General features: G+C 44.0%; 19 protein-coding genes. 13 read left to right on the top strand and 6 right to left on the bottom strand.

Annotated elements, in window-relative coordinates; genetic code table 11:
• Positions 1–94: 94 nt before the first annotated feature.
• Both NQ503_RS10735 and NQ503_RS10730 read right to left on the bottom strand, forming a co-directional pair.
• Positions 95–1,273: a response regulator transcription factor gene (locus NQ503_RS10735; protein WP_005422240.1), complete on the bottom strand. Its 1,179-nt coding sequence runs from the start codon at positions 1,271–1,273 to the stop codon at positions 95–97.
• 24 nt (positions 1,274–1,297) lie between these two features.
• On the bottom strand, positions 1,298–3,082 hold the full coding sequence (locus tag NQ503_RS10730) for a cache domain-containing sensor histidine kinase (protein ID WP_005422242.1): 1,785 nt from the start codon (positions 3,080–3,082) through the stop codon (positions 1,298–1,300).
• Between the two features lie 233 nt (positions 3,083–3,315).
• On the opposite strand from NQ503_RS10730, the gene NQ503_RS10725 reads away from it, so the two are divergent.
• The 4 genes from NQ503_RS10725 to NQ503_RS10710 all read left to right on the top strand — a co-directional run bounded on the left by NQ503_RS10725 (position 3,316) and on the right by NQ503_RS10710 (position 7,886).
• Positions 3,316–4,662 carry a carbohydrate ABC transporter substrate-binding protein gene (locus NQ503_RS10725; RefSeq protein ID WP_005422245.1) on the top strand — a complete coding sequence of 449 codons (1,347 nt, stop codon included), beginning with the start codon at positions 3,316–3,318 and terminating at the stop codon, positions 4,660–4,662.
• A gap of 126 nt (positions 4,663–4,788) precedes the next feature.
• A complete protein-coding gene (locus NQ503_RS10720) occupies positions 4,789–5,670 on the top strand; it encodes a carbohydrate ABC transporter permease (RefSeq protein ID WP_044924820.1) in 882 nt (293 codons plus the stop codon).
• Between the two features lie 11 nt (positions 5,671–5,681).
• Entirely contained in the window at positions 5,682–6,509 is an 828-nt protein-coding gene (locus NQ503_RS10715; protein WP_044924823.1) for a carbohydrate ABC transporter permease, read from the top strand.
• 30 nt (positions 6,510–6,539) lie between these two features.
• The gene (locus NQ503_RS10710; protein WP_005422251.1) at positions 6,540–7,886 is read left to right on the top strand and encodes an alpha-L-fucosidase; all 1,347 of its coding nucleotides are present in this window, start codon (positions 6,540–6,542) and stop codon (positions 7,884–7,886) included.
• Positions 7,887–7,908: 22 nt separating this feature from the next.
• Here the strand turns inward: NQ503_RS10710 and NQ503_RS10705 are convergent, their stop codons facing one another.
• The gene (locus NQ503_RS10705) at positions 7,909–8,703 is read right to left on the bottom strand and encodes an ABC transporter permease (RefSeq protein ID WP_005422252.1); all 795 of its coding nucleotides are present in this window, start codon (positions 8,701–8,703) and stop codon (positions 7,909–7,911) included.
• The gene (locus NQ503_RS10700) at positions 8,696–9,463 is read right to left on the bottom strand and encodes an ABC transporter ATP-binding protein (RefSeq protein ID WP_044924826.1); all 768 of its coding nucleotides are present in this window, start codon (positions 9,461–9,463) and stop codon (positions 8,696–8,698) included. Before NQ503_RS10700 ends, NQ503_RS10705 begins: the two co-directional genes overlap by 8 nt.
• A 180-nt stretch (positions 9,464–9,643) precedes the next feature.
• Between NQ503_RS10700 and NQ503_RS10695 the strand changes: the two genes are divergently transcribed.
• From NQ503_RS10695 to NQ503_RS10665, 7 genes are all read left to right on the top strand, one after another.
• Positions 9,644–10,303: an epoxyqueuosine reductase QueH gene (locus tag NQ503_RS10695; RefSeq protein ID WP_044924828.1), complete on the top strand. Its 660-nt coding sequence runs from the start codon at positions 9,644–9,646 to the stop codon at positions 10,301–10,303.
• A 99-nt stretch (positions 10,304–10,402) separates the two neighbouring features.
• A complete protein-coding gene (gene argH, locus NQ503_RS10690; RefSeq protein WP_044924829.1) occupies positions 10,403–11,782 on the top strand; it encodes an argininosuccinate lyase in 1,380 nt (459 codons plus the stop codon).
• Positions 11,783–11,887: 105 nt separating this feature from the next.
• Entirely contained in the window at positions 11,888–12,973 is a 1,086-nt protein-coding gene (gene asd, locus NQ503_RS10685; RefSeq protein WP_005422257.1) for an aspartate-semialdehyde dehydrogenase, read from the top strand.
• Between the two features lie 163 nt (positions 12,974–13,136).
• Positions 13,137–14,168, top strand: coding sequence for a selenide, water dikinase SelD (gene selD, locus NQ503_RS10680; protein ID WP_005422259.1), 1,032 nt, complete (start codon positions 13,137–13,139; stop codon positions 14,166–14,168).
• Between the two features lie 166 nt (positions 14,169–14,334).
• A complete protein-coding gene (locus NQ503_RS10675; RefSeq protein WP_005422262.1) occupies positions 14,335–15,093 on the top strand; it encodes a formate/nitrite transporter family protein in 759 nt (252 codons plus the stop codon).
• A 1-nt stretch (position 15,094) separates the two neighbouring features.
• Positions 15,095–17,143 (top strand): DNA topoisomerase, encoded by a 2,049-nt coding sequence (locus tag NQ503_RS10670; protein ID WP_117627737.1) that lies wholly within the window; start codon positions 15,095–15,097, stop codon positions 17,141–17,143.
• A gap of 2 nt (positions 17,144–17,145) precedes the next feature.
• On the top strand, positions 17,146–17,814 hold the full coding sequence (locus tag NQ503_RS10665; protein WP_005422268.1) for an acyltransferase: 669 nt from the start codon (positions 17,146–17,148) through the stop codon (positions 17,812–17,814).
• A gap of 18 nt (positions 17,815–17,832) precedes the next feature.
• Here NQ503_RS10665 and NQ503_RS10660 read toward each other — a convergent pair whose 3' ends face one another.
• Entirely contained in the window at positions 17,833–18,573 is a 741-nt protein-coding gene (locus NQ503_RS10660; RefSeq protein ID WP_005422270.1) for a TraX family protein, read from the bottom strand.
• 203 nt (positions 18,574–18,776) lie between these two features.
• On the opposite strand from NQ503_RS10660, the gene NQ503_RS10655 reads away from it, so the two are divergent.
• Together NQ503_RS10655 and NQ503_RS10650 are read left to right on the top strand one after the other, a co-directional pair.
• The gene (locus tag NQ503_RS10655) at positions 18,777–19,469 is read left to right on the top strand and encodes an iron-sulfur cluster assembly scaffold protein (RefSeq protein WP_005422272.1); all 693 of its coding nucleotides are present in this window, start codon (positions 18,777–18,779) and stop codon (positions 19,467–19,469) included.
• Positions 19,470–19,502: 33 nt separating this feature from the next.
• Complete coding sequence (locus tag NQ503_RS10650; protein ID WP_005422274.1) at positions 19,503–20,513, top strand: GGGtGRT protein; 1,011 nt, start codon at positions 19,503–19,505, stop codon at positions 20,511–20,513.
• 71 nt (positions 20,514–20,584) lie between these two features.
• Here NQ503_RS10650 and NQ503_RS10645 read toward each other — a convergent pair whose 3' ends face one another.
• Positions 20,585–22,066 (bottom strand): nucleotide sugar dehydrogenase, encoded by a 1,482-nt coding sequence (locus tag NQ503_RS10645; RefSeq protein WP_005422276.1) that lies wholly within the window; start codon positions 22,064–22,066, stop codon positions 20,585–20,587.
• Positions 22,067–22,121 lie beyond the last annotated feature (55 nt).

The following is a 22,121-nucleotide window of genomic DNA, read 5'->3' as shown; positions in this document are numbered from 1 at the left end:
AGCGAAAATATCTAAGAAATAGAAGAATGATGTGATAAGAAAAAAGGTATGAGATCATAGAAGCTAAATCTGTGGTTTCATACCTTTTTGAGATTTACTGATGAAATCGTTTCCCGTATTCCGAGGGAGAAATTCCCATACATTTCTTAAACAGCCTGCTGAAATAGAGCTGGTCATTGATTCCTACCATTGTGGAGATCTCCTTGAGAGAAAGCCTGTTGTCTTTGATCATGGTGGCGGCTTTTCGTATTCGGAGATTGTTCAGATAACTGGTGATGCTTGTTCCTACCTCCGATTTAAAAACACGGCACAGATAGCTGGAACTTAAGCTGACATTTGCGGAAATGGAGGACAATGTGAGCCGGTGCATGTAATTTCCTTCGATATATGCGAGGGTTTTAGCAATATCGTCTGTATAATGCCCTTCATTTATGGTAAAGGTCTGATAGATGTTTCTGGCTTCTTCATAGTCTGGAAGATTTTCCTGATATGGCATATCCGGGGCAAAGGACTGGTACATGGTGAAGCGGTTGTACAGCTTTTTTACGAGCTGATCGACTTTCATCTGACCTGCATCCAGTTCTTTCTGGGAAAAGACTACCAGTGCACTGTAATCGTTCAGTACAAGGATATATGGCTGAAGTACGCCCTGTACTGCGTCCAGGATCATATCACGCAGAAGTTTCCCCGAGATAGAAAAGGCTTCATTGGACAGAAACTTTTCAAAGGTCACATAGCAGACGGCGCATGGTTCCTGCATAAAGCGCAGGTCTGTGCCGGCGTTTTGACCTGTAAAGGAGGAAAGGGAAGTCTCTCCCTCAAAAAAGGAGAGGAGTAGGCGGGTTCTGTTCTCGGATACAGTTTCGGCTGGAACAGGAACTTTCCTGTCGGCTTTTTCCTGCAGTTTTTCGGTCGTTTTGTTCAGGCAGGCGAGAAGGGTGTCCGGACTGATCTTGACTTTTAGCAGATAGTCTGCTGCACCCAGAAGGAGCGCGCTCCGCACAGAATCAAAATCCTCATAATTGCTGAGGACAAGGATCTCTCCGGGATAATTTTTTTCTTTCAAAGTACGGATCAGTTCCAGTCCGTCCATTTCCGGCATTTTGAGGTCGGTGATGATTACATCCGGCTGATGCTTCTCAATGAGAGACATGGCTTCCAGACCGTTTGAAGCGGTCCCGCAAATGGAAAAACCGTGTTCTTCCCAGGGGAGGATCGAACGGAGGGCGATTTTTACAATGGGTTCATCATCTATAATAAGTATACTGTACATTTGAGTCCTTTCTGAGCGGCTTGTCTATTCTTCAGGCTGTTGTGACAGGGTATCAGCATAAAGCTTTGGCAGTGTCAGGGTACAGGTGGTGCCTTCGCACGGGTGACTGTCAATCTTTAATCCGTATTCCCGTCCGAAGTTCAGCTGGATCCGGTCATTTACATTTGCTACGCCGATTTTTTTGCGGTCCTTGTGCGGGTTCAGATCAGTCCGGGTTATCTCGAATCCTTTTCCGTCATCCTGAAGTTCCAGGATCATATGTCCGTCTTCCTTCCAGCAGGTAATATGGATCTCCATGACAGAACCGTCATCGGAAGAACCATGCATTACAGAATTTTCGGCGAGCGGCTGCAGGATCAGCTTGGGAACGAGACAGGAGAGCAGCTCTTCATCCTCCACATGGAAAGAATATTCGAAACTTCCTGCATACCGGATGCGGAGAATGGCAAAATAATTTTCCAAATTTTCAAGTTCTTCCTGCACGGTGATATATTCATTCTTATTCGTGAGCGTGTTCTGAAGAAGACTGCTGAGTGCCTGGATCCCATCGCTGACGATCTGATCATTGTGCATGGCTGCTACAAAGCGTAGGCTGTTTAAGGTGTTAAAAAGAAAATGAGGATTGAGCTGATACTGGAGCATCTGAAGTTCAAGCTCTCTCTTTTTCTTTTCCTGTTCTTTTTGCTGTTCGAGCAGATTCTGGATGGTATCTGCCATGTGGTTCATGCTGCCGGACAGGTCTGAAAGTTCGTCTTTGTGGTTATCCTGAATACGGACATCCAGGTTTCCGTGGGATAATTCTTTACAGAAATCCAGCATGCTTCTGATCGGGGAGGTGATTCCCGGATATACCATTGCGACGATCCCGATGCACGTGAGGACCAGGATCACTGCCACGATCAGGATTCGGCGAAGCATGGTATAAACTTCGGAATTGATATAATGATAAGGCATGGTGTACACAAAAAGCTGGTTAAGCTTTTTGTTGAAAATATAAGTGACCAGCTGTTCTTCGCCATCTTTGTGGATGCTGAAGGAATCGGTTCTGGAAGGAAGCTTCTGCTGGATGTTTTTGAGAAATTCGCTGTCAACCTTTTCACCGAGTGCGATATTTCGGTCCCAAGAGGAAAGAACAGTACCGTCCATATTCATATACATAATATTAGAAGAATCTGCCAGCCCTACCGGTTCGAGCACGGTCTTGGAAAAAATCTTCTCATCGATGGAAATCAGGGTGTAACCGATGACGCGGCTTTCACTGTACTGCTCATAGATTCTTCTTCCAAGGACCAGGATATCTCTGTCGCGGTAGGTGTGCACATACGCCCATACATCCTGATTTTCCTGGCGCAGCCGGTCAAGGAGCATATCCACATCATTCTGATAGAAACCGTCATAGCCAAGGTCATAAAAAATATTTCCGTCGGTATCGTATACCGTGATATTTTTGGCCTGCGCCGGATAGATGATCTTGGTACGGATCATGCTCTGGATCTCATTGATCGCCTGATTTTTCTCAATATCTGACATATCTTTGTTCAGAAGCCCGTCCTTGATCTCTTCGCTGATGCAGATAGAGCCGCACAGATACTGATATTTTTCGATTTCACTTACCATATTCAGATTGATCATTGATAAAGTCTGGGAAATGGAAGCAGAAAGTTTTTCCCGAAGTGCTACGGAAAAGATATGAAAGGAATAGCCACTGATTCCTGCCAATGGTATAATCGATATCAGCAAAAGGGCAATGACAAGCCTTGTTTTGATACTGAATTTACGAAATCCCTGATAACCTTGTTTTTTATTCATTTTTCCCCCACCTTTTTATCCATTATACTAAAAAAAGTCAGGATAATCCATCCAAAACGTAAATAGACAAAGATTGTACATATTTATCACAAGAAAATCCATATCGTATAATTTTTACAAGAGAAAGTTCCATAAGTAGGGGCGTTTTGTTAATTTACTACAAAAATATTTTGCCGTATACTGTCATCATAAGGCGAACGTAAAAAAGCCAACATGAAGGAGGAAACAAACATATGAAGAAAAGATTTGCAGCTTCTACTATGATTCTTGCGATGAGCGCGGCTACCGTACTCTCACCGATCACTGCATTTGCAGACGCAGAAGAACAGGAACTGAACATCGCGATCTTCCAGGGTGGATACGGAGATGCTTACTGGAATCAGATGGTAGAACTTTTTGAGGAAAGCCATGAGGGTGTGAAAGTGAACATGACCATCAGCCCTACCATCGGTGATATCATCCGTCCACAAATCGTTGCCGGAAATGTACCGGATTTTATCTGTCTGAATGATGGCGGTGAGGACGGCGTGATCCTTTCTCTGATCAAAGAACATGCACTTCTGAACCTGAATGATGTCTTTGATGGCGAGAACTATGCAGGAACCGGTACACTTCGTGATGATATCACAGATGGAATCCTTGCAAGCAGTAAATGTGCCCCATATGGAGATGGTGATATCTATCTCGCACCTTTTAACAGCGGTCCGCAGGGACTGATCTACAACAAGACATTCTTCGATGAAAATAATCTGGAAGTTCCGAAGACCTGGGATGAGTTCTTTGCACTTGGCGATACAGTCAAAGATATCGACGGACGTTCTCTCTTCACTTATCAGGGAATCTATCCGGGATACATGGAAGAAATGCTCTGGCCGGCAATCGCAAATGAGTGCGGCGAAGAAGCACTCACAAAGATTGCAAATTATGAAGAAGGTTCTTTCAATAACGAAGGCGTGCTGAAAGCCCTCACTCATATCAAAGAGATCGCAGACAAGGGATATCTTCTGGAAGGTACGGTAGGTATGAACCATACAGAATCCCAGACAGAGATGATGCTTGGAAAAGCTGCTTTTATCACAAACGGAACCTGGATGGAAAATGAGATGCAGGATGCTCCGAGAGAAGACGGATTTGAGTTTGCCATGGCGCCGATCCCGACAGAGAATGCAGACGATGTCCACTATGTATTTGACAGCTGTGAGCAGTTCTCTATTCCGGCAGCTGCAAAGAATCAGGAACTTGCAAAAGAATTCCTCCGTTTCCTGTACAGCGATGAATCTGTATCTGCATTTGCAGAAGCTTCCGGTGCCCTTTATGCAACAAAGAGTGCCCGTGAAGTAGCAAAAGATAAACTTTCTACAGCAATCTACAATATGTACGGAATCTATGATGAAGCAAATGCATCTTCTCTGATCATGAGCTTCTCAGCAGTTCCGGCTGACTGCAAGATCAATCCAAAAGATGAGATCTTCAACCCGATCACTTCTGTTATGAACGATGAAATGACAGTAGAAGAGTGGGCACAGAACGTAGAAGATGCTTTTGCACAGGTTCGTGCAGATCAGGAAGCTGCCAAATAAATATCTTATCTGTTATTTACAGAATGAATGTTGTCCAATTAAGCGAAAAGGCTGCTGCACAAATGTATGCGGCAGCCTTTTTTTACCCCAAATTGATTTGAAATCTGAAAAAAGGAGTGACCAGACGTGGTAAAAAAGCCGAAATTATTTATAGCTTTGTGTACGCTTCCCGCGCTGATTCTTACGATCGTTTTTATGATTGTACCGATGCTGAATGCCATCTATCTGTCGTTTACCAGTTCCACTGCGCTCAGTGTTGGATTCAACAGTAAGTTTGTATTCCTGGATAATTATATTTATATGTTCAAAGACAAGGACTTTGTACAGGCACTTTTTAATACGTTTAAACTGATGCTTGTGATTCCGGCACTGACGATCTTTCTGAGCCTGGTATTTGCTTTCATCCTTACACAGGGAGAACTCCGGGAGAAATCTTTTTATCGTACGGTATTCTTTTTTCCAAGTGTTGTCTCTATGACCGTTGTCGGAATCGTGTGGTCTTTTGTATTTAATCCGACAAGAGGAATCCTCAATCATATGCTGGATCTTTTTAACATTTCTTCCTGGAAGCATGCCTGGCTCGGAGAGGGAAAAACAGCGCTCTGGTGTATCGGTGCTGCACTGGTATGGCAGGCGATCGGTTATTATATGGTAATGCATGTGGCTTCAATCGACGGGATCTCTCAGGAAATTTACGAAGCTGCCTCGATCGATGGAGCGACCGGAGCCCAGAAGTTTTTCAAGATCACGATCCCGCTTCTTCGTAGGTCCATCGGAACGACTTATATCCTTGCTCTGTCAGGAACGATCAATCTGAGTTTTACCCTGTCCAATGTCATGACGGGAGGAGGTCCGAACGGTGCTTCCAGTGTCCTTCTGCAGTATATGTACACGCAGGGTATGCGGAATGCAAACTTTGGCTATGCGATGGCGATCGCCATGTTTACGCTTATGCTTGCAATCGTGCTTGCGATGATCTCACGAAAACTGTCAGCTGAGAAAGAATAGGAGGGACACTGATGAAAACTGTAAGAACCTGGTGTATCAGGATCCTGATGATTCTGTTTACGATTATTTTTCTTTATCCGCTTTTCTGGAATTTGATGTCTGCGTTCAAGACGAATGCGGAATATCTGACAGATCCTTATGCGCTACCGGTATCATTGAATCTGGATAATTTTGTCGCTGCATGGCAGAAGGCAAATATTGCGGCGTATTTTGGAAATTCTGTGTTTGTGACAGTGTTGTCTACGGCATTGCTTCTGCTGTTTGTCATACCGATTTCTTATGTACTGGCAAGATACCGTTTTGCCGGAAGCAAACTGATCTCGACGATCTATATGGCATGTATTTTCCTCCAGGCAACGTATATCATGATCCCGCTGTTTCTGGAATTACAGGCGATCAACGGGCTGAATAATCTGCCGGTACTCTGCCTGGTCTATGCAGTCATGCAGTTCCCGTTCTGCATCTTTACTCTGCAGGGCTTTATGTCTGCGGTGCCGAAAGATTTTGAAGAATCTGCACGGATCGATGGCGCCACAAACCTTCAGCTTCTTCTGAAAGTTATGGTTCCGCTTGCAAAACCGGGAATTGCAACGATCACAATGTTGAGCGCGATGGGATTCTGGAATGAATATCCGCTGGCACTAGTCCTCCTGACCGATGATGCCCAAAAGACCCTTCCGATCGGAATGGCAAATTTGTTTGAAGTACAGAAGTATGCGACAGACTGGGGCGCACTGTTTGCGGGACTTGTGATCATTATGATTCCAACCATGATCATTTATCTGATCGGGCAGAGATATCTGCTGCAGGGAATCGGTGCAGGCGGATTGAAAGGGTGAATTGGATTTTTTTGAAGAAGGAGAAGAGATATGCCGACAGACCAGGAATTGATTAAGATTGTTCCGTCGAAGCGTCAGCTTAAGTATCAGGAAACGGAATTTTATGCATTTTTTCACTTTGGGATGAATACGTACACGAACCGGGAATGGGGAGACGGTACGGAAGATCCCGGAATTTTTAATCCGCAGGAATTCGATGCCGGGCAATGGGTATCGGCGGTGAAGGCGGCAGGAATGAAAGGCGTGATCCTTACCTGTAAGCATCATGACGGATTTTGCCTGTGGCCGACGAAATATACACAGCACAGTGTCGCTTCAAGTCCATGGAAGGATGGGGCAGGAGATGTAGTACAGGAAGTCTCGGATGCCTGCTGTCGTTATGGATTGAAGTTTGGAATCTATCTTTCTCCGTGGGACCGGAATCAGCCATGTTATGGAAGCGGGAAAGAATATGACGACTATTATATTGCACAGTTGACGGAACTTCTGACCGGGTATGGAGAAATCTTCAGTGTCTGGCTGGACGGGGCCTGTGGGGAAGGTCCGAATGGAAAGAAGCAGGTTTATAACTGGGAGAGATATTATGCATGTGTACGGAACTATCAGCCAGAGGCCTGCATCTGCGTCTGCGGACCGGACATCCGGTGGTGTGGAAATGAAGCCGGCGATGTAAGAAAATCTGAGTGGAGTGTAGTTCCTGCGAGGACAGCCCTGGCAGAAAGTGTTCAAGAAAGAAGCCAGCAGTCGGATGATGAAGAATTCCGCCAGAGGAAGATCACCAGTGATATGGAAGACCTTGGAAGCCGTGCCGTCCTTGAAGGCGAACATGCCCTGATCTGGTATCCGGCAGAGGTAAATACCTCGATCCGGCCGGGATGGTTTTATCATTCGGAAGAGGATGATCAGGTAAAAAGCCTGGAGGAACTGGTCCATATTTATCTGGGTTCTGTTGGTGGAAATGCAACATTTCTTCTGAATATCCCGCCGATGCCGAACGGGCTTTTGCATGAGAATGATGTGGAACGATTGAAGGAACTGGGAGAATGGCAGAAGGGAAGCTTTTCTCGTAATTTGCTGGAAGAATCCCATAGGCCGGTGGAACTTGTCTTCGCACTGGATGAAGCAGAAGATGCCGGGTATCTGGTATTAAAAGAAGAAATCCGGTACAGCCAGAGAGTAGAGGCTTTTGAAGTATTTGTAAGGGATCAGGGAGAGTGGGAGAAAGTCTATACCGGAACCGTGATCGGTTACAAAAAAATCATTCCGATTTTTAAAGAAAACGTGAGAGAAATCAGAATCGTACTAAACGATTACAGAGTTCTGCCGCAGATTTCCTTTGTTGGAGTGTATCCGAGAAACTACTACCAATGTCCTTGACACGGTAGTAGTTTAAGGAAAGTTACCATTTCTGTGCACGTTTTTCAATAAAATCCAGAATAGCGTACAGCCCCATTGCAATCACGCACAGGATTACGATGGACATCAGTACCCACGTCAGCTTAAACGTCTGGGAACCGTAGATGATCAGGTATCCAAGTCCCTGGCGGGCGCCAATGAATTCTCCGATGATCACGCCGACAAGGCACAACCCAATATTGACTTTCATCACACTTAAGATGAGGGGCACAGAAGACGGAAGGACAATCTTTGTCAGTTCGTCTTTTTTTGTGCCGCCGAGGGTGCGGATGAGCTTGAGTTTCTCTGGGTCAGCTTCGCGGAAGCCAGTGTAGAGATTGATGATCGAGCCAAAGATCGCCACAGACATTCCTGCGACAATGATTGTGCGTATATTTGCACCCAGCCATACGATCAGGAGTGGGGCAAGGGCGGATTTTGGCAGACTGTTTAGGACGACGAGGTAAGGCTCCAGGATCCGCGAAAGTTTCGGACAGCACCACAGAAGAACTGCTGTGCCAATCCCGAGAAAAACAGTAAACACAAAACTGACCAGTGTTTCTGTCAGGGTGATCCCGATATGTGTAAACAGGGACTGATCCTGGATCATTGTAAAAAATGTCTGCCAGATTTCAGACGGACTGCTGAAGATAAAAGAATCAATCCATCTCCGTCTGGCAGACACTTCCCATAAAAACAGAAAGCCCAGGAACAAAAGTATCCTGGACACGTGAATCATATATTTTTTCCGCCGGACACGAAGAAGGTACTGTTTTTGTGCAGGAGAATGTTCAGGCATACTGGTTCAGCTCCTTCCATATAAGATTAAAATAGGATTTAAATTCCGGTGCACCGCGTGCAGCGAGCGGTGTCTTCTCATCCAGTGAAAGCCGGATTGGGACAATGCGTGCAACATGGGCAGGACGTTTGGTCAGAATTATCACACGGTCTGCCATACTGATCGCCTCGGAAATATCATGAGTGACCAAGATTGCCGGCTTATTTTCCTTTTTCAGGATACGTCCGATGTCATCGCTGACATTCAGTCGTGTCTGATAGTCCAGAGCAGAAAAAGGTTCATCAAGCAGGAGCAGGTCTGGTTTTAATGCTAGTGTGCGGATGAGAGCTGCACGCTGTCGCATCCCGCCGGATAACTGAGAAGGACGGGCAGTACGGAATTTGTCAAGTCCGTAAGTGTCTAGCATTTCTTCGATATAAGCAAGCTTTTCTGGCGTTTTTTCATTGCGGATCTCAAGTCCAAGAATTACGTTCTGATAGATGGTTCGCCATTCCAGAAGATGATCTTTCTGGAGCATATATCCGATGCGCGGGTCGCCGGAGGACGGAGGAATGCCGTTCATAAGAATCGTGCCCTCCTCTGCCAGGAGCATGCCGCAGATTAGGTTCAGAAGTGTGGATTTTCCACAGCCGGACGGACCGACAACAGCAAGAAATTCACTTGGCATTAGGTTAAACGATATATTTGAAAGAGCTTTTGTTTCTCCGGATACGGTATGATAAGAAAGAGAAACATTTCTGATTTCCAGAAGGGGTTTCATAAAAATACCTCCACAAGATACATGCGTAAAATTTTGCATACGGATTTCAGATCTGTATACAGGAATCTATATTTTAAGATATGCGAAAAACATTTCATGTGATATGATATGTTGTATCGGGATCGTAAAATAGTTTACAGCAGACGATCCATATATAGATAGAAAAAGAAGGTAACAGGATTGAATAAACGAAATTATCAGAGAGAGCTCGATCAGCTCCTTGAACATACCCAAAAAGAAGAAAAAGTGCCGCGTCTTTTTTTGCACAGCTGTTGTGCACCATGCAGCAGTTATGTTCTAGAATACCTGTCGCAGTATTTTGAGATCACGGTATTTTTTTATAATCCAAATATCTCACTGGAGGAAGAGTATCGAAAGAGAGTGGCAGAGATCCAACGGCTTGTCGCAGAGATGTCGTTTACCCATCCGGTTCATATTATGGAGGGAACTTATGATCCGCAGATATTTTATGAGATGGCCCGTGGGCTGGAAAGGGTTCCGGAAGGTGGGAAACGCTGTTTTAAATGTTATCGGCTACGCATGGAGAAAGCTGCAAAACTTGCAAAAGAGGGAAACTACGATTACTTTACGACGACCTTGTCAATCAGTCCTCTGAAAAATGCAGAGAAGATCAATGAAATTGGGGAAGCACTGGCAGAAATCTATGGAGTAAAGCATCTGCCATCTGATTTCAAAAAGAAAAACGGTTATAAACGTTCTATTGAACTGTCACACGACTATGGTCTTTATCGTCAGAATTATTGTGGATGTGTCTTTTCAAAGCGTGAGCAGGAAGAAAAAATGAAACAAAAACAAATTTCAGAGGGTTCGGTTCTTTGACTTTTTCACTGGAATGTAGTAAACTGGTAAGAAATTATGCACTGTCCTGCGATGATATGGACGGACAGTGCAAAAATAGCGAATTATAAGGAGGAAATTATGGCACAGTTATGGGGAGGACGTTTCACGAAAGAAACGGACAAACTTGTATACAATTTCAATGCTTCAATTTCATTTGACCAGAAATTTTATAAACAGGATATCCGCGGAAGTAAAGCTCATGTCAGAATGCTGGCCAAGCAGGGCATCCTGACAGAAGAAGAAAGAGATCAGATCCTTGGCGGTCTGGACAGTATTCTTGCAGATGTAGAATCCGGAAAACTGGAGATTACATCTGAATATGAAGATATTCACAGTTTTGTAGAGGCAAATCTGATTGACCGTATCGGAGATCCGGGTAAGAAGCTTCATACAGGAAGAAGTCGTAATGACCAGGTCGCTCTTGATATGAAATTGTATGTGCGTGATGAGATCGAAGAGATCGATGCAGAACTGAAGAAACTTCTGGAAGCTCTTCAGGTGATCATGGAGAATAATGTGCACACATATATGCCTGGATTTACGCATTTGCAGAAAGCACAGCCGGTTACACTGGCACATCATGTAGGGGCATATTTTGAGATGTTCCGCAGGGACAGAAGCCGTATGGCTGATATTCGTAAACGTATGAATACCTGTCCGCTTGGAGCAGGTGCGCTTGCAGGAACCACTTATCCGCTGGACAGATTTTATACTGCAGAGCTGCTGGGCTTTGACGGACCGACCAGAAACAGTATGGATTCCGTATCTGACAGAGATTATGTGATCGAACTTCTTTCTGCCATGTCCACAGTTATGATGCATCTGAGCCGTTTCTGCGAGGAAATCATTCTCTGGAATTCCAATGAATACCGCTTTGTGGAGATTGATGACGCATACAGCACCGGAAGCAGTATTATGCCGCAGAAAAAGAATCCGGATATTGCAGAACTTGTAAGAGGTAAGACGGGACGTGTCTATGGTGCACTGACTTCTATTCTTACAACGATGAAGGGAATTCCGCTTGCATATAACAAAGACATGCAGGAAGACAAAGAACTTACCTTTGATGCTATTGATACCGTGAAGGGCTGCATCGCATTATTTACCGGTATGGTCTCTACCATGGAATTCCGCAAAGACGTAATGGAAGCGAGTGCAAAGAATGGATTTACCAATGCTACAGATGCTGCAGACTATCTGGTAAATCATGGAGTTCCGTTCCGTGATGCACATGGTATTGTAGGCCGCCTGGTACTGACCTGTATTGATAAGGGAATCTCTCTTGATGAACTTCCGCTTGAAGAATACAAAGAAATCTCACCTGTATTTGAACAGGATATTTATGAGGCGATCAGCATGAAGACATGTGTGGAAAAACGTGAGACATATGGTGCTCCGGGACCGAAAGTGATGGAGCAGATTATTGCAGAGAACAAAGAATATCTGAAAAATAATTAAAAACCACTTGCATTTTTGATTAAAGTGGTATAGTATGTACAAAGAAAACAGATGTGTGCCGTACAAAGACACATGCGAAATAAACGAGTGAGGAGAACGATTGTTATGAGTGAAAAACTGAGAGTCGGTATTTTAGGTGCTACAGGTATGGTAGGACAGAGATTTATTTCTCTTCTGGAAAACCATCCGTGGTTTGAGGTCGTTACTCTGGCAGCAAGCCCGAGAAGCGCTGGAAAGACATATGAGGAAGCTGTTGGCGGCAGATGGAAAATGGATACTCCAATGCCGGAAGCAGTAAAGAATATCGTAGTTATGAATGTTAATGAAGTAGAAAAAGTTGCTTCTACTGTTGACTTTGTGTTTTCCGCAGTTGACATGTCCAAAGATGAGATCAAAGCGATTGAAGAAGAATACGCAAAGACAGAGACTCCTGTTGTTTCCAACAACAGTGCACATCGCTGGACACCGGATGTGCCGATGGTAGTGCCGGAAATCAACCCGGAACATTTTGATGTGATCCAGTATCAGAAGAAACGCCTTGGTACTACTAAGGGATTCATCGCTGTTAAACCAAACTGCTCCATTCAGAGCTATGCACCGGTACTTACTGCTTGGAAAGAATTTGAACCATATGAAGTAGTTGCTACTACATATCAGGCAATTTCCGGAGCAGGAAAGACATTTAAAGACTGGCCGGAAATGGAACACAATATCATTCCATATATCGGTGGAGAAGAAGAAAAGAGCGAGAAAGAGCCGTTGAGACTGTGGGGTAAGATTGAAGACGGAGTGATCGTACCGGCTACAGAACCAGTCATCACATGCCAGTGCCTGCGTGTTCCGGTACTGAACGGACATACAGCTGCAGTATTCGTTAAATTCCGTAAGAAACCTACAAAAGAACAGCTGATCGAAGCACTTAGGAATTTCAGGGGACTTCCTCAGGAACTGGAACTTCCGAGTGCACCGAAACATTTCATCCAGTATCTGGAAGAAGACAACCGTCCGCAGGTAAGCGAGGATGTCAACTACGAACACGGAATGGGTGTATCTGTTGGACGTCTCCGTGAAGATACCGTTTACGACTATAAATTCGTCGGACTTTCCCATAACACCGTAAGAGGAGCTGCCGGTGGAGCTGTACTCTGTGCAGAAACTCTGAAAGCAAAAGGCTATATTACAAAGAAATAAAAATCATTTCAAATAATGATATTTAACCAGAACTGTCCTGACAGGAAATAAAATCTGCCAGGGCAGTTTTTCGCGTTTTTCTGTCAAAAAAAGACATGGAGAAAACGGAAGATTTATGTTATCATAGACGAATAAGGTCAAGACAGAAAGGAAATTGAGCAAAATGGAGAAGGTATATCTTACAAAGCTCGCCCCCAATTGTGGATGTGCAGCGAAAGTAGGTCCGGGAACGCTGGCAGGTGTACTTTGTGGACTGCCGAAATTTCAGGATCCGAATCTTCTTGTTGGAACAGAAACATCTGATGATGCGGCTGTTTACAGAATTTCGGATGAACTGGCAATGATTCAGACACTGGATTTTTTTACACCGGTTGCAGATGATCCATATGATTTTGGGCAGATCGCAGCGGCGAATGCACTGAGTGATGTCTATGCTATGGGTGGTGAGCCGAAAACCGCATTGAATATTGTTGCTTTCCCGAAGGATATGGATACAGCAATCCTTGGTGAGATTCTGAAGGGCGGAGCGGACAAAGTAATGGAAGCGGGAGCTGTACTTGCCGGCGGGCATACGATCCAGGATGATACACCGAAGTATGGCCTGAGCGTAACAGGCTTTGTACATCCAGAGAAGTTCTGGAAGAATTACGGAGCTCAGACAGGTGACAGGCTGATCCTTACAAAACCGCTTGGAACGGGTATTGTGAATACGGCTATCAAAGCCGATATGGTATCTGAAGAGGCACGGGAAGCAGCTTTGAAATCTATGAAGACGCTAAACAGATATGCCCGTGACGTATTAAAAAGACATACTGTTCATGCCTGTACAGATGTGACAGGGTTTGGGCTTGGAGGACATGGAACGGAAATGGCGGACGGTAGCAAGAAGACACTTGTGATCGATACAAAAGCGCTTCCGATTCTTCCAGATGTAGAAGAATACGCCTCTATGGGCCTGATTCCGGGAGGCGCATATCGCAACCGGGAATTTGCAGCAAAATCTGGTTACATAAGCACAGCAGAACTCTGGCGGGAGGATCTGGTCTTTGATCCACAGACGTCCGGCGGACTTCTTGTGGCGGTTCCGGCAGATGAAGCAGAAGAGATACTTCTGGAATTGAGTGAATCTGCTCTTTCCTGTGCGATGATCGGTGAAGTGACTGACCGGGAAAATTATGCACTGGAGATTCGATAACTGACAGTTATCGAAAATAAATGAAAATTTGTTATAAAAATATCAAACTTTGCGGTATATATATTGAGAATTTATATCAAAAATGCTATAATGCAAGAATACAATATGTGGAGGGAACAAAAGAGTTTATAAGATACTCTGTTCCTTGGAAAGGGAGGTATTTTTTATGAATCAAGAGGATGTACAGAAACTATCAAATGCAGCAAACGCGAAGATTACCCTGCTGAAAAATGACTTTTTCAAGTATTTCATGCGGGCGATCATGGCAGGGTTCTTTATTGTAGTTGCAATGATCTTTTCCAATGTTGTGGGAAATGTGTTCTCAGGGGCCGAAGAATCGGCATGGGGGAAATTCCTGGGGGCACTCGTGTTCTCGATTGCGGTATTGCTGATTTCGCTGGTAGGCGGCGAGCTTTTTACCGGAAATAATCTGGTGATGGCATTTGGAGCATTTGACAAGAAGATCAGCTGGGGCGATGCGGCTAAAGTATGGGTAGTCAGCTATATCGGTAACTTTGTTGGCTGTCTGATTCTTTCTCTGATTTTTGTATGGGCGGGAGCATCCGGAACAGCAGATTATTTTGCCGGATTTATCGGAAATAAACTTGCAATTCCGGCAGGTCAGATGTTTTTCCGTGCAGTTTTGTGTAACTTCTTTGTATGTCTTGGGGTTCTTTGTGGCATTAAGCTTAAGAGCGAAGCTGCAAAGTTTTTGATGATCGTTATGTGTATTTCTGGATTTGTTGTCAGCGGATTTGAGCACTGTGTGGCAAATATGGGTATCTTTGTAACAGCAGGATGTCTGGTACCGGGAGTTTCCATTGGAGCAATGGTTAAGAGCATGATAATCGTCACTTTGGGAAATATGGCAGGCGGTGCGCTTCTTCTTGCATGGCCTCTCAGAAAGATGAGTGCAGATAAATAATATGGGTAAATCCTTATACATAGCTGAGAAACCAAGTGTTGCTCAGGAATTTGCGAAAGCATTAAAAATTAACGGACAGAGAAAGGATGGCTATCTGGAATCAGAAGATTCTGTAGTGACCTGGTGTGTTGGGCACCTGGTCACTATGAGCTATCCTGAAAAATATGATATCAAGTATAAAAGGTGGAGTTTGGATACCCTGCCTTTTTTACCGCGTGAATTTAAGTATGAAGTGATTCCGGGGGTGCAGAAACAGTTTAACATTGTTAAGGGGCTTCTGAACCGTCCGGATGTAGAGACGATTTATGTGTGTACCGACTCCGGGCGTGAGGGAGAATATATCTATCGTCTGGTGGCACAGATGGCGGGTGTGAAAGATAAAGAGCAGCGTAGAGTATGGATCGATTCCCAGACAGAGGAAGAAATCCTTAGAGGAATCCGCGAGGCAAAAGAACTGTCAGTCTATGACAATCTGGCAGATTCTGCCTATTTGCGGGCAAAGGAAGATTATCTGATGGGAATCAATTTTTCCAGAGTCCTGACTTTGCGTTATGGCAACAGTGTTTCTAATTACCTGAACAGTAAATATCAGGCAATCTCCGTAGGCAGAGTCATGACATGTGTGCTTGGAATGGTTGTGCGTCGCGAACGGGAGATCCGATCTTTTGTAAAAACCCCGTTTTACCGTGTCCTTTCCAGTATTGCACTGGAAGGAGAACACTTTGATGGAGAATGGAGAGCAGTAGAAGGAAGCAGATATTTCCAGTCGCCGTACCTTTATAAGGAGAATGGCTTCAAAGAAAAGAAACATGCCGAGGAACTGATTCGGATGTTGGAGTCGGAACAACCCTTGTCCTGCCGCGTAGAAAAGGTGGAACGCAAAAAAGAAAACAAAAATCCGCCACTTTTATTTAACCTGGCAGAGCTTCAGAATGTCTGCTCCAAACTGTTCAAGATCAGTCCGGACGAGACACTTCGTATTACACAGGAATTGTATGAGAAAAAACTGGTGACTTATCCCAGAACTGATGCCAGAGTGCTGTCGAGTGCGGTTGCAAAAGAAATTTATAAAAATATTTCAGGACTGCGTCGATATCTGATGATCGACAATGCAGCAGATGAGATTTTACAGATGGGTTCTTACAAAACAATCGCAAAAACCAGATATGTCAATGATAAACAGATTACAGATCATTATGCGATCATCCCGACAGGTCAGGGATTAAATGTTCTGAAAAGTCTTTCTCAGACATCACAGAGAGTTTATGAGACGATCGTACGACGTTTCCTCTGTATTTTCTGTCCGCCGGCAGTTTATCAGAAAGTCAATCTGGTGACAGAGATGCAGAAAGAAAAGTTCTTTTCCGGTTTCAAGGTGCTGCAGGAAGAAGGATACCTGAAATATGCGACGAATTCTTTTGCCAGAAAATCAGCAGCAGACAGATCACAGGAGTCCGGCAAAGAAGACAGTGAGGAGGCATCCTGTGACGTGCAGCTTTTGAATGCGTTGCAGCGACTGAAAAAGAATGATATACTGACCGTAGATGCTCTGAACATTAAAGAGGGAGAAACGTCTCCGCCCAAACGGTATAATTCAGGTTCTATGATTCTGGCAATGGAAAATGCAGGTCAGCTGATCGAAGATGAGGAACTGAGAGCACAGATCAAGGGAAGCGGAATCGGAACCAGTGCAACAAGAGCAGAGATTCTTAAGAAACTTGTTTCTATCAAATACTTGTCATTAAATAAAAAGACACAGGTAATCACACCAACGCTTCTTGGAGAGATGATATTTGATGTTGTAAACTGTTCGATTCGTCAGCTTCTGAATCCTGAACTGACAGCAAGCTGGGAAAAGGGCCTTACATATGTGGCAGAGGGAAGTATTACTTCACAGGAGTACATGGACAAACTGGAACATTTTGTGCGTGTGCGTACCGCTCAGGTGGAACAGAGTAATTATCAGTATGCACTGCGGCAGTTTTTTGACGCAGCCGCTGCGAATTATAAATCGAAGCCAATGGCTTCCAGACGAGGAGGAAAATCATAATCATGTTAAAAGATTTTACAGTTGCAAATCTTCTGGATTTGAATGAAACAATAGCTGCAGAGTTGTTTGAAGGAAAGACATATCCGTGGGAAGTTCTCCCGGAAATCAGTGATTTTATTATGAAACTTGGTCCGACACTCAATCCGTCTGAGTATGAGTGTAAGGATGGCAATGTATGGATCGCAAAATCTGCCAAAATAGCTCCAACTGCTTATATCAATGGGCCGGCTATTATCGGTAAGGATGTGGAAGTCCGCCATTGTGCATTTATCCGTGGAAATGTAATTGTGGGAGAAGGAGCAGTTGTCGGAAATTCCACAGAACTCAAAAATGCAGTCCTTTTTAATAAAGTACAGGTTCCGCATTATAACTATGTAGGAGATGCTGTTCTTGGATACAAATCCCACATGGGCGCAGGTTCTATCTGCTCCAACGTTAAGTCAGACAAGAAACTGGTCGTTGTCAAAGATGGTGATGAGAAGATAGAGACAGGACTGAAGAAATTTGGTGCCATGCTTGGTGACCATGTAGAAGTTGGATGTGGCTCTGTGCTGAACCCTGGAACTGTGATCGGCAGAAATACGAATATATATCCGCTTTCACCGGTAAGAGGCTGCATTCCGGCAGACAGTATCTACAAAAACGCAGCCGAGATCATCAAAAAGAATTAAGGCCGGCCAAAACAGTCTTTAAAGAAAAAAGAGATTCCGGATGATCACAAGGATTGTGATATGTACGGGATAGAATAAATAAAAGAAATACTTCGCGGCTTTTCCTCGGATAAAGCCGCGTTTTCCATTGTACATATTAATGGAAATAAAGGCAAAACAGGCTTTCCATTCATAACTCAGCCAGCAGCTTCCAACGATCGCCTGGGATACTTTCTCATTTCGGAGAAGATACATCAGAACGAGAAAGATGAAACCACGCCATCCGTAATCTGCATGCAGCAGGATAGAGATACCGAGGAGAGCAAGCAGAGAGAAAAGCTGCATCCACGGTGCTTCCCAGAAGTATTCAAGAGCACAGAAGGCAAGATATCCAAGAAAGAGAGTAAAAAAAACATTCTGTTTATCAGCATAATGCCAGGTGTTTGCAAACATAAAATTCCACGGAATTTCGGAAATTAGCGCAAACAGCAGCAGATTCCGGCCATATTTTCTGCGGTCATGCGTATGAAGGAATCCTTCGACGATCAGGAAACAGAAAATAGGAAAAGCACATCGTCCGATATCGCGGACAATACGATAGAAAGTAATTCCTTTTCCATTGATATAAAAGAGCTCCGTGAGAGCCGGCGGATAGTGGCTGAGTATGATTGCACCTGTATGATCGATCAGCATGGCAATACAGGCAAGCAATTTCAGCATGCTGCCACTTAGAATCTGAAAGCGTGCCGGAAAAATGCTTGGAGGGAGTTTGTCAGACATAGAATTTTCTCCTTGTTTTTTAATGAATTTTATCACATTTATACAAGAACGGCAATTATATGATATCCATATAGAAAAGTTCGTATTTTTTGACATAAGTTTGACTGGACTAACGGTAGTGATTTGTGAGAAAATACATTCAGGTTGTTAGTCTATCTTTTAACAACATCATAAGTAAATCTATACTTGAAAGGAGTTTTAACATGATTTATTCACGCGAAGTAGAAGAAATGTGCCCAGTTGCACAGGGTGTCCATCACGGCGCCGCTCCAATCCCGGAAGAAGCAAAATGGGTTCAGGCTAAGGAAGTGAAGGACATTTCCGGTTTCACACATGGTGTAGGCTGGTGTGCTCCTCAGCAGGGTGCCTGTAAGCTGTCCCTGAACGTAAAAGAAGGTATCATCCAGGAAGCACTGGTTGAGACAATCGGATGCTCAGGTATGACTCATTCCGCAGCTATGGCATCTGAGATTCTTCCAGGACTGACTGTTATGGAAGCTCTGAATACAGACCTTGTTTGTGATGCTATCAACACAGCTATGAGAGAACTTTTCCTTCAGATCGTATACGGACGTTCCCAGTCTGCATTCTCTGAAGACGGACTTGCAGTAGGTGCTGGTCTGGAAGACCTTGGTAAAGGACTTCGTTCTCAGGTTGGTACAATGTACGGAACACTTAAAAAAGGTCCTCGTTACCTGGAAATGGCAGAAGGCTATGTTACAGGTATCGCTCTTGACGAAGATAATGAAATTATCGGTTATCAGTTCGTAAGCCTTGGCAAAATGACTGACTTCATCAAAAAAGGTGATGACCCGAACACAGCATGGGAAAAAGCAAAAGGTCAGTACGGCCGTGTTGCAGATGCTGTTAAGATCATCGACCCACGTAAAGAATAATTATACCGATTATAATTTCAGGAGGATAAGTAAATGGCTTTATTTGAATCATATGAGAGACGAATTGACAAAATCAATTCAGTTTTAAACAGCTATGGAATCGCTTCTATCGAAGAAGCAGAGAAAATCACTAAAGATGCAGGCCTTAACGTATACGATCAGATCAAAGGCATCCAGCCGATCTGCTTCGAGAACGCTTGCTGGGCATACATCGTAGGTGCAGCTATCGCAATCAAAAAAGACTGCAGAAGAGCAGCTGACGCAGCAGCAGCTATTGGTGAAGGACTTCAGGCTTTCTGTATTCCTGGCTCCGTTGCTGATACACGTAAAGTAGGTCTTGGACATGGTAACCTTGGTAAAATGCTTCTGGAAGAAGAAACAGACTGCTTCTGCTTCCTGGCTGGACATGAGTCCTTTGCAGCAGCTGAGGGTGCTATCGGTATCGCAGAAAAAGCAAACAAAGTTCGTAAAAAACCTCTTCGTGTTATCCTGAACGGTCTTGGAAAAGACGCTGCTCAGATCATCTCCCGTATCAACGGATTTACATATGTAGAGACAGAGTATGATCCATACAAGAACGAAGTTAAAGAAGTATTCCGTAAATCTTATTCTGAAGGACTTCGTGCAAAAGTTAACTGCTACGGCGCTAACAGCGTTCCGGAAGGTGTTGCCATCATGTGGAAAGAAGGCGTTGACGTTTCTATCACAGGTAACTCCACAAACCCGACTCGTTTCCAGCATCCGGTTGCAGGTACTTACAAGAAAGAATGCAACGAAAAAGGAAAGAAATACTTCTCCGTTGCATCCGGTGGTGGTACAGGACGTACACTTCATCCAGACAACATGGCAGCAGGTCCTGCTTCCTACGGTATGACTGATACACTTGGACGTATGCATTCTGACGCTCAGTTCGCAGGATCTTCTTCTGTACCGGCTCACGTAGAAATGATGGGTCTGATCGGCGCTGGTAACAACCCGATGGTTGGTATGACAGTTGCTGTAGCAGTAGCCGTACAGGAAGCTGCAGACGCTGGCAAGTTCTAATATTTGTATAGAATATTAAACGTTTATAGCAAAAAATCCCCTCCACGTAAGTGGAAGGGATTTTTTTATCTCTAATCTCTCTGGAAAAGATCTCGGGTATATACTTTATCTTTTACATCATCCAGGATCTGACTGTAACGGTTTGCGATGATACAGTCGCTCAGATTTTTAAATTTATCAAGATCATTGACAACTTTGCTTCCAAAGAAGGTAGATCCGTCCTTCAGGGTTGGTTCATAGATGATCACGGAAGCACCCTTGGCTTTGATTCGCTTCATGACTCCCTGAATAGAAGACTGACGGAAGTTGTCAGAGTTGGATTTCATAGTCAGACGATAAACGCCTACAGTGACTGATTTTTCCATGGAAGAATTGTAAGTATTTTCTTCATCATAACCGTAATAACCGGCTTTCTGTAATACACGGTCTGCAATGAAATCTTTACGCGTACGATTACTTTCAACGATCGCACTCATCATATTCTGTGGAACATCGTTATAGTTGGCGAGAAGCTGCTTGGTATCTTTTGGAAGACAGTATCCACCGTAACCGAAGGAAGGATTGTTGTAATGTGTTCCAATACGAGGATCCAGGCAGACACCCTGAATAATGTTCTGCGTATTCAGACCTTTCATTTCAGCGTAAGTATCCAGCTCGTTAAAGTAGGAAACACGAAGTGCAAGGTAGGTGTTTGCAAACAGTTTTACAGCCTCTGCTTCAGTAAATCCCATAAATAATGTATCAATGTTTTCTTTCAGAGCACCTTCCTGGAGAAGAACTGCAAAATTGTGGGACGCCTGTACCAGTTTCGGATCATCCGGATCTGTAGCAACGATAATGCGGCTTGGATACAGGTTATCGTACAGTGCTTTGGATTCACGAAGAAATTCCGGACTGAAAATGATATTTGCTGTATTGTATTTCTTTCTGACAGATTCTGTATAGCCGACCGGAATCGTGGATTTGATGACCATGATCGCATGTGGATTTACTTTGAGGACAAGTTCGATCACAGCTTCAACGGCAGATGTATCAAAATAGTTTTTCTGACTGTCGTAGTTTGTCGGTGCCGCAATGACTATATAGTCAGCATTTGTGTAAGCAGCTTCGCCATCCAGTGTAGCTGTCAGGTCAAGCTCTTTTTCTGCAAGATATTTTTCGATATATTCGTCCTGAATCGGAGATTTGCGTTTGTTGATCAGATCAACTTTCTCAGGAATGATATCAACAGCAGTAACATGATTGTGCTGTGCAAGTAATGTTGCAATGGAAAGACCGACATAACCTGTGCCTGCGACAGCAATGTTCAAAGGAGAAGGAGATGGCAACCGGGAAGCGGACTGTTCAGTAAATGCTTCATCCGGATCAAATCCAAGGCATTCTCCAAGACTTTCCAGTTGTGGAATTGATGGAATAAAATCTTTTTTCTCCAGACGGGATAACAGAGAACGATTGATGCCGGTAGCATCAGCCAGCTCCTGTTGAGTCATGGATTTTTCTTTTCGCTTGCCGGAAACAAGTTCGGCAAGTCGTGTCATAGATAATTTTTTCATTGAGAATCTTTTTACCTTTCATAAAATGTTATTTTAAATAACAACATATAGCATA

The sequence above is a fragment of the Blautia obeum ATCC 29174 genome (assembly GCF_025147765.1).
GTDB lineage: Bacteria > Bacillota > Clostridia > Lachnospirales > Lachnospiraceae > Blautia_A > Blautia_A obeum.
The sequence above is the reverse complement of the archived record's forward strand: the minus strand, read 5'-3'. Positions and strand labels throughout refer to the sequence as shown.

Coding starts and splice junctions, on each gene's coding strand:
- NQ503_RS10735 (WP_005422240.1), bottom strand. CDS start 1,273: ATGTACAGTATACTTATTATAGATGATGAACCCATTGTAAAAATCGCC.
- NQ503_RS10730 (WP_005422242.1), bottom strand. CDS start 3,082: ATGAATAAAAAACAAGGTTATCAGGGATTTCGTAAATTCAGTATCAAA.
- NQ503_RS10725 (WP_005422245.1), top strand. CDS start 3,316: ATGAAGAAAAGATTTGCAGCTTCTACTATGATTCTTGCGATGAGCGCG.
- NQ503_RS10715 (WP_044924823.1), top strand. CDS start 5,682: ATGAAAACTGTAAGAACCTGGTGTATCAGGATCCTGATGATTCTGTTT.
- NQ503_RS10710 (WP_005422251.1), top strand. CDS start 6,540: ATGCCGACAGACCAGGAATTGATTAAGATTGTTCCGTCGAAGCGTCAG.
- NQ503_RS10705 (WP_005422252.1), bottom strand. CDS start 8,703: ATGCCTGAACATTCTCCTGCACAAAAACAGTACCTTCTTCGTGTCCGG.
- NQ503_RS10700 (WP_044924826.1), bottom strand. CDS start 9,463: ATGAAACCCCTTCTGGAAATCAGAAATGTTTCTCTTTCTTATCATACC.
- argH (WP_044924829.1), top strand. CDS start 10,403: ATGGCACAGTTATGGGGAGGACGTTTCACGAAAGAAACGGACAAACTT.
- asd (WP_005422257.1), top strand. CDS start 11,888: ATGAGTGAAAAACTGAGAGTCGGTATTTTAGGTGCTACAGGTATGGTA.
- selD (WP_005422259.1), top strand. CDS start 13,137: ATGGAGAAGGTATATCTTACAAAGCTCGCCCCCAATTGTGGATGTGCA.
- NQ503_RS10675 (WP_005422262.1), top strand. CDS start 14,335: ATGAATCAAGAGGATGTACAGAAACTATCAAATGCAGCAAACGCGAAG.
- NQ503_RS10670 (WP_117627737.1), top strand. CDS start 15,095: ATGGGTAAATCCTTATACATAGCTGAGAAACCAAGTGTTGCTCAGGAA.
- NQ503_RS10665 (WP_005422268.1), top strand. CDS start 17,146: ATGTTAAAAGATTTTACAGTTGCAAATCTTCTGGATTTGAATGAAACA.
- NQ503_RS10660 (WP_005422270.1), bottom strand. CDS start 18,573: ATGTCTGACAAACTCCCTCCAAGCATTTTTCCGGCACGCTTTCAGATT.
- NQ503_RS10655 (WP_005422272.1), top strand. CDS start 18,777: ATGATTTATTCACGCGAAGTAGAAGAAATGTGCCCAGTTGCACAGGGT.
- NQ503_RS10650 (WP_005422274.1), top strand. CDS start 19,503: ATGGCTTTATTTGAATCATATGAGAGACGAATTGACAAAATCAATTCA.
- NQ503_RS10645 (WP_005422276.1), bottom strand. CDS start 22,066: ATGAAAAAATTATCTATGACACGACTTGCCGAACTTGTTTCCGGCAAG.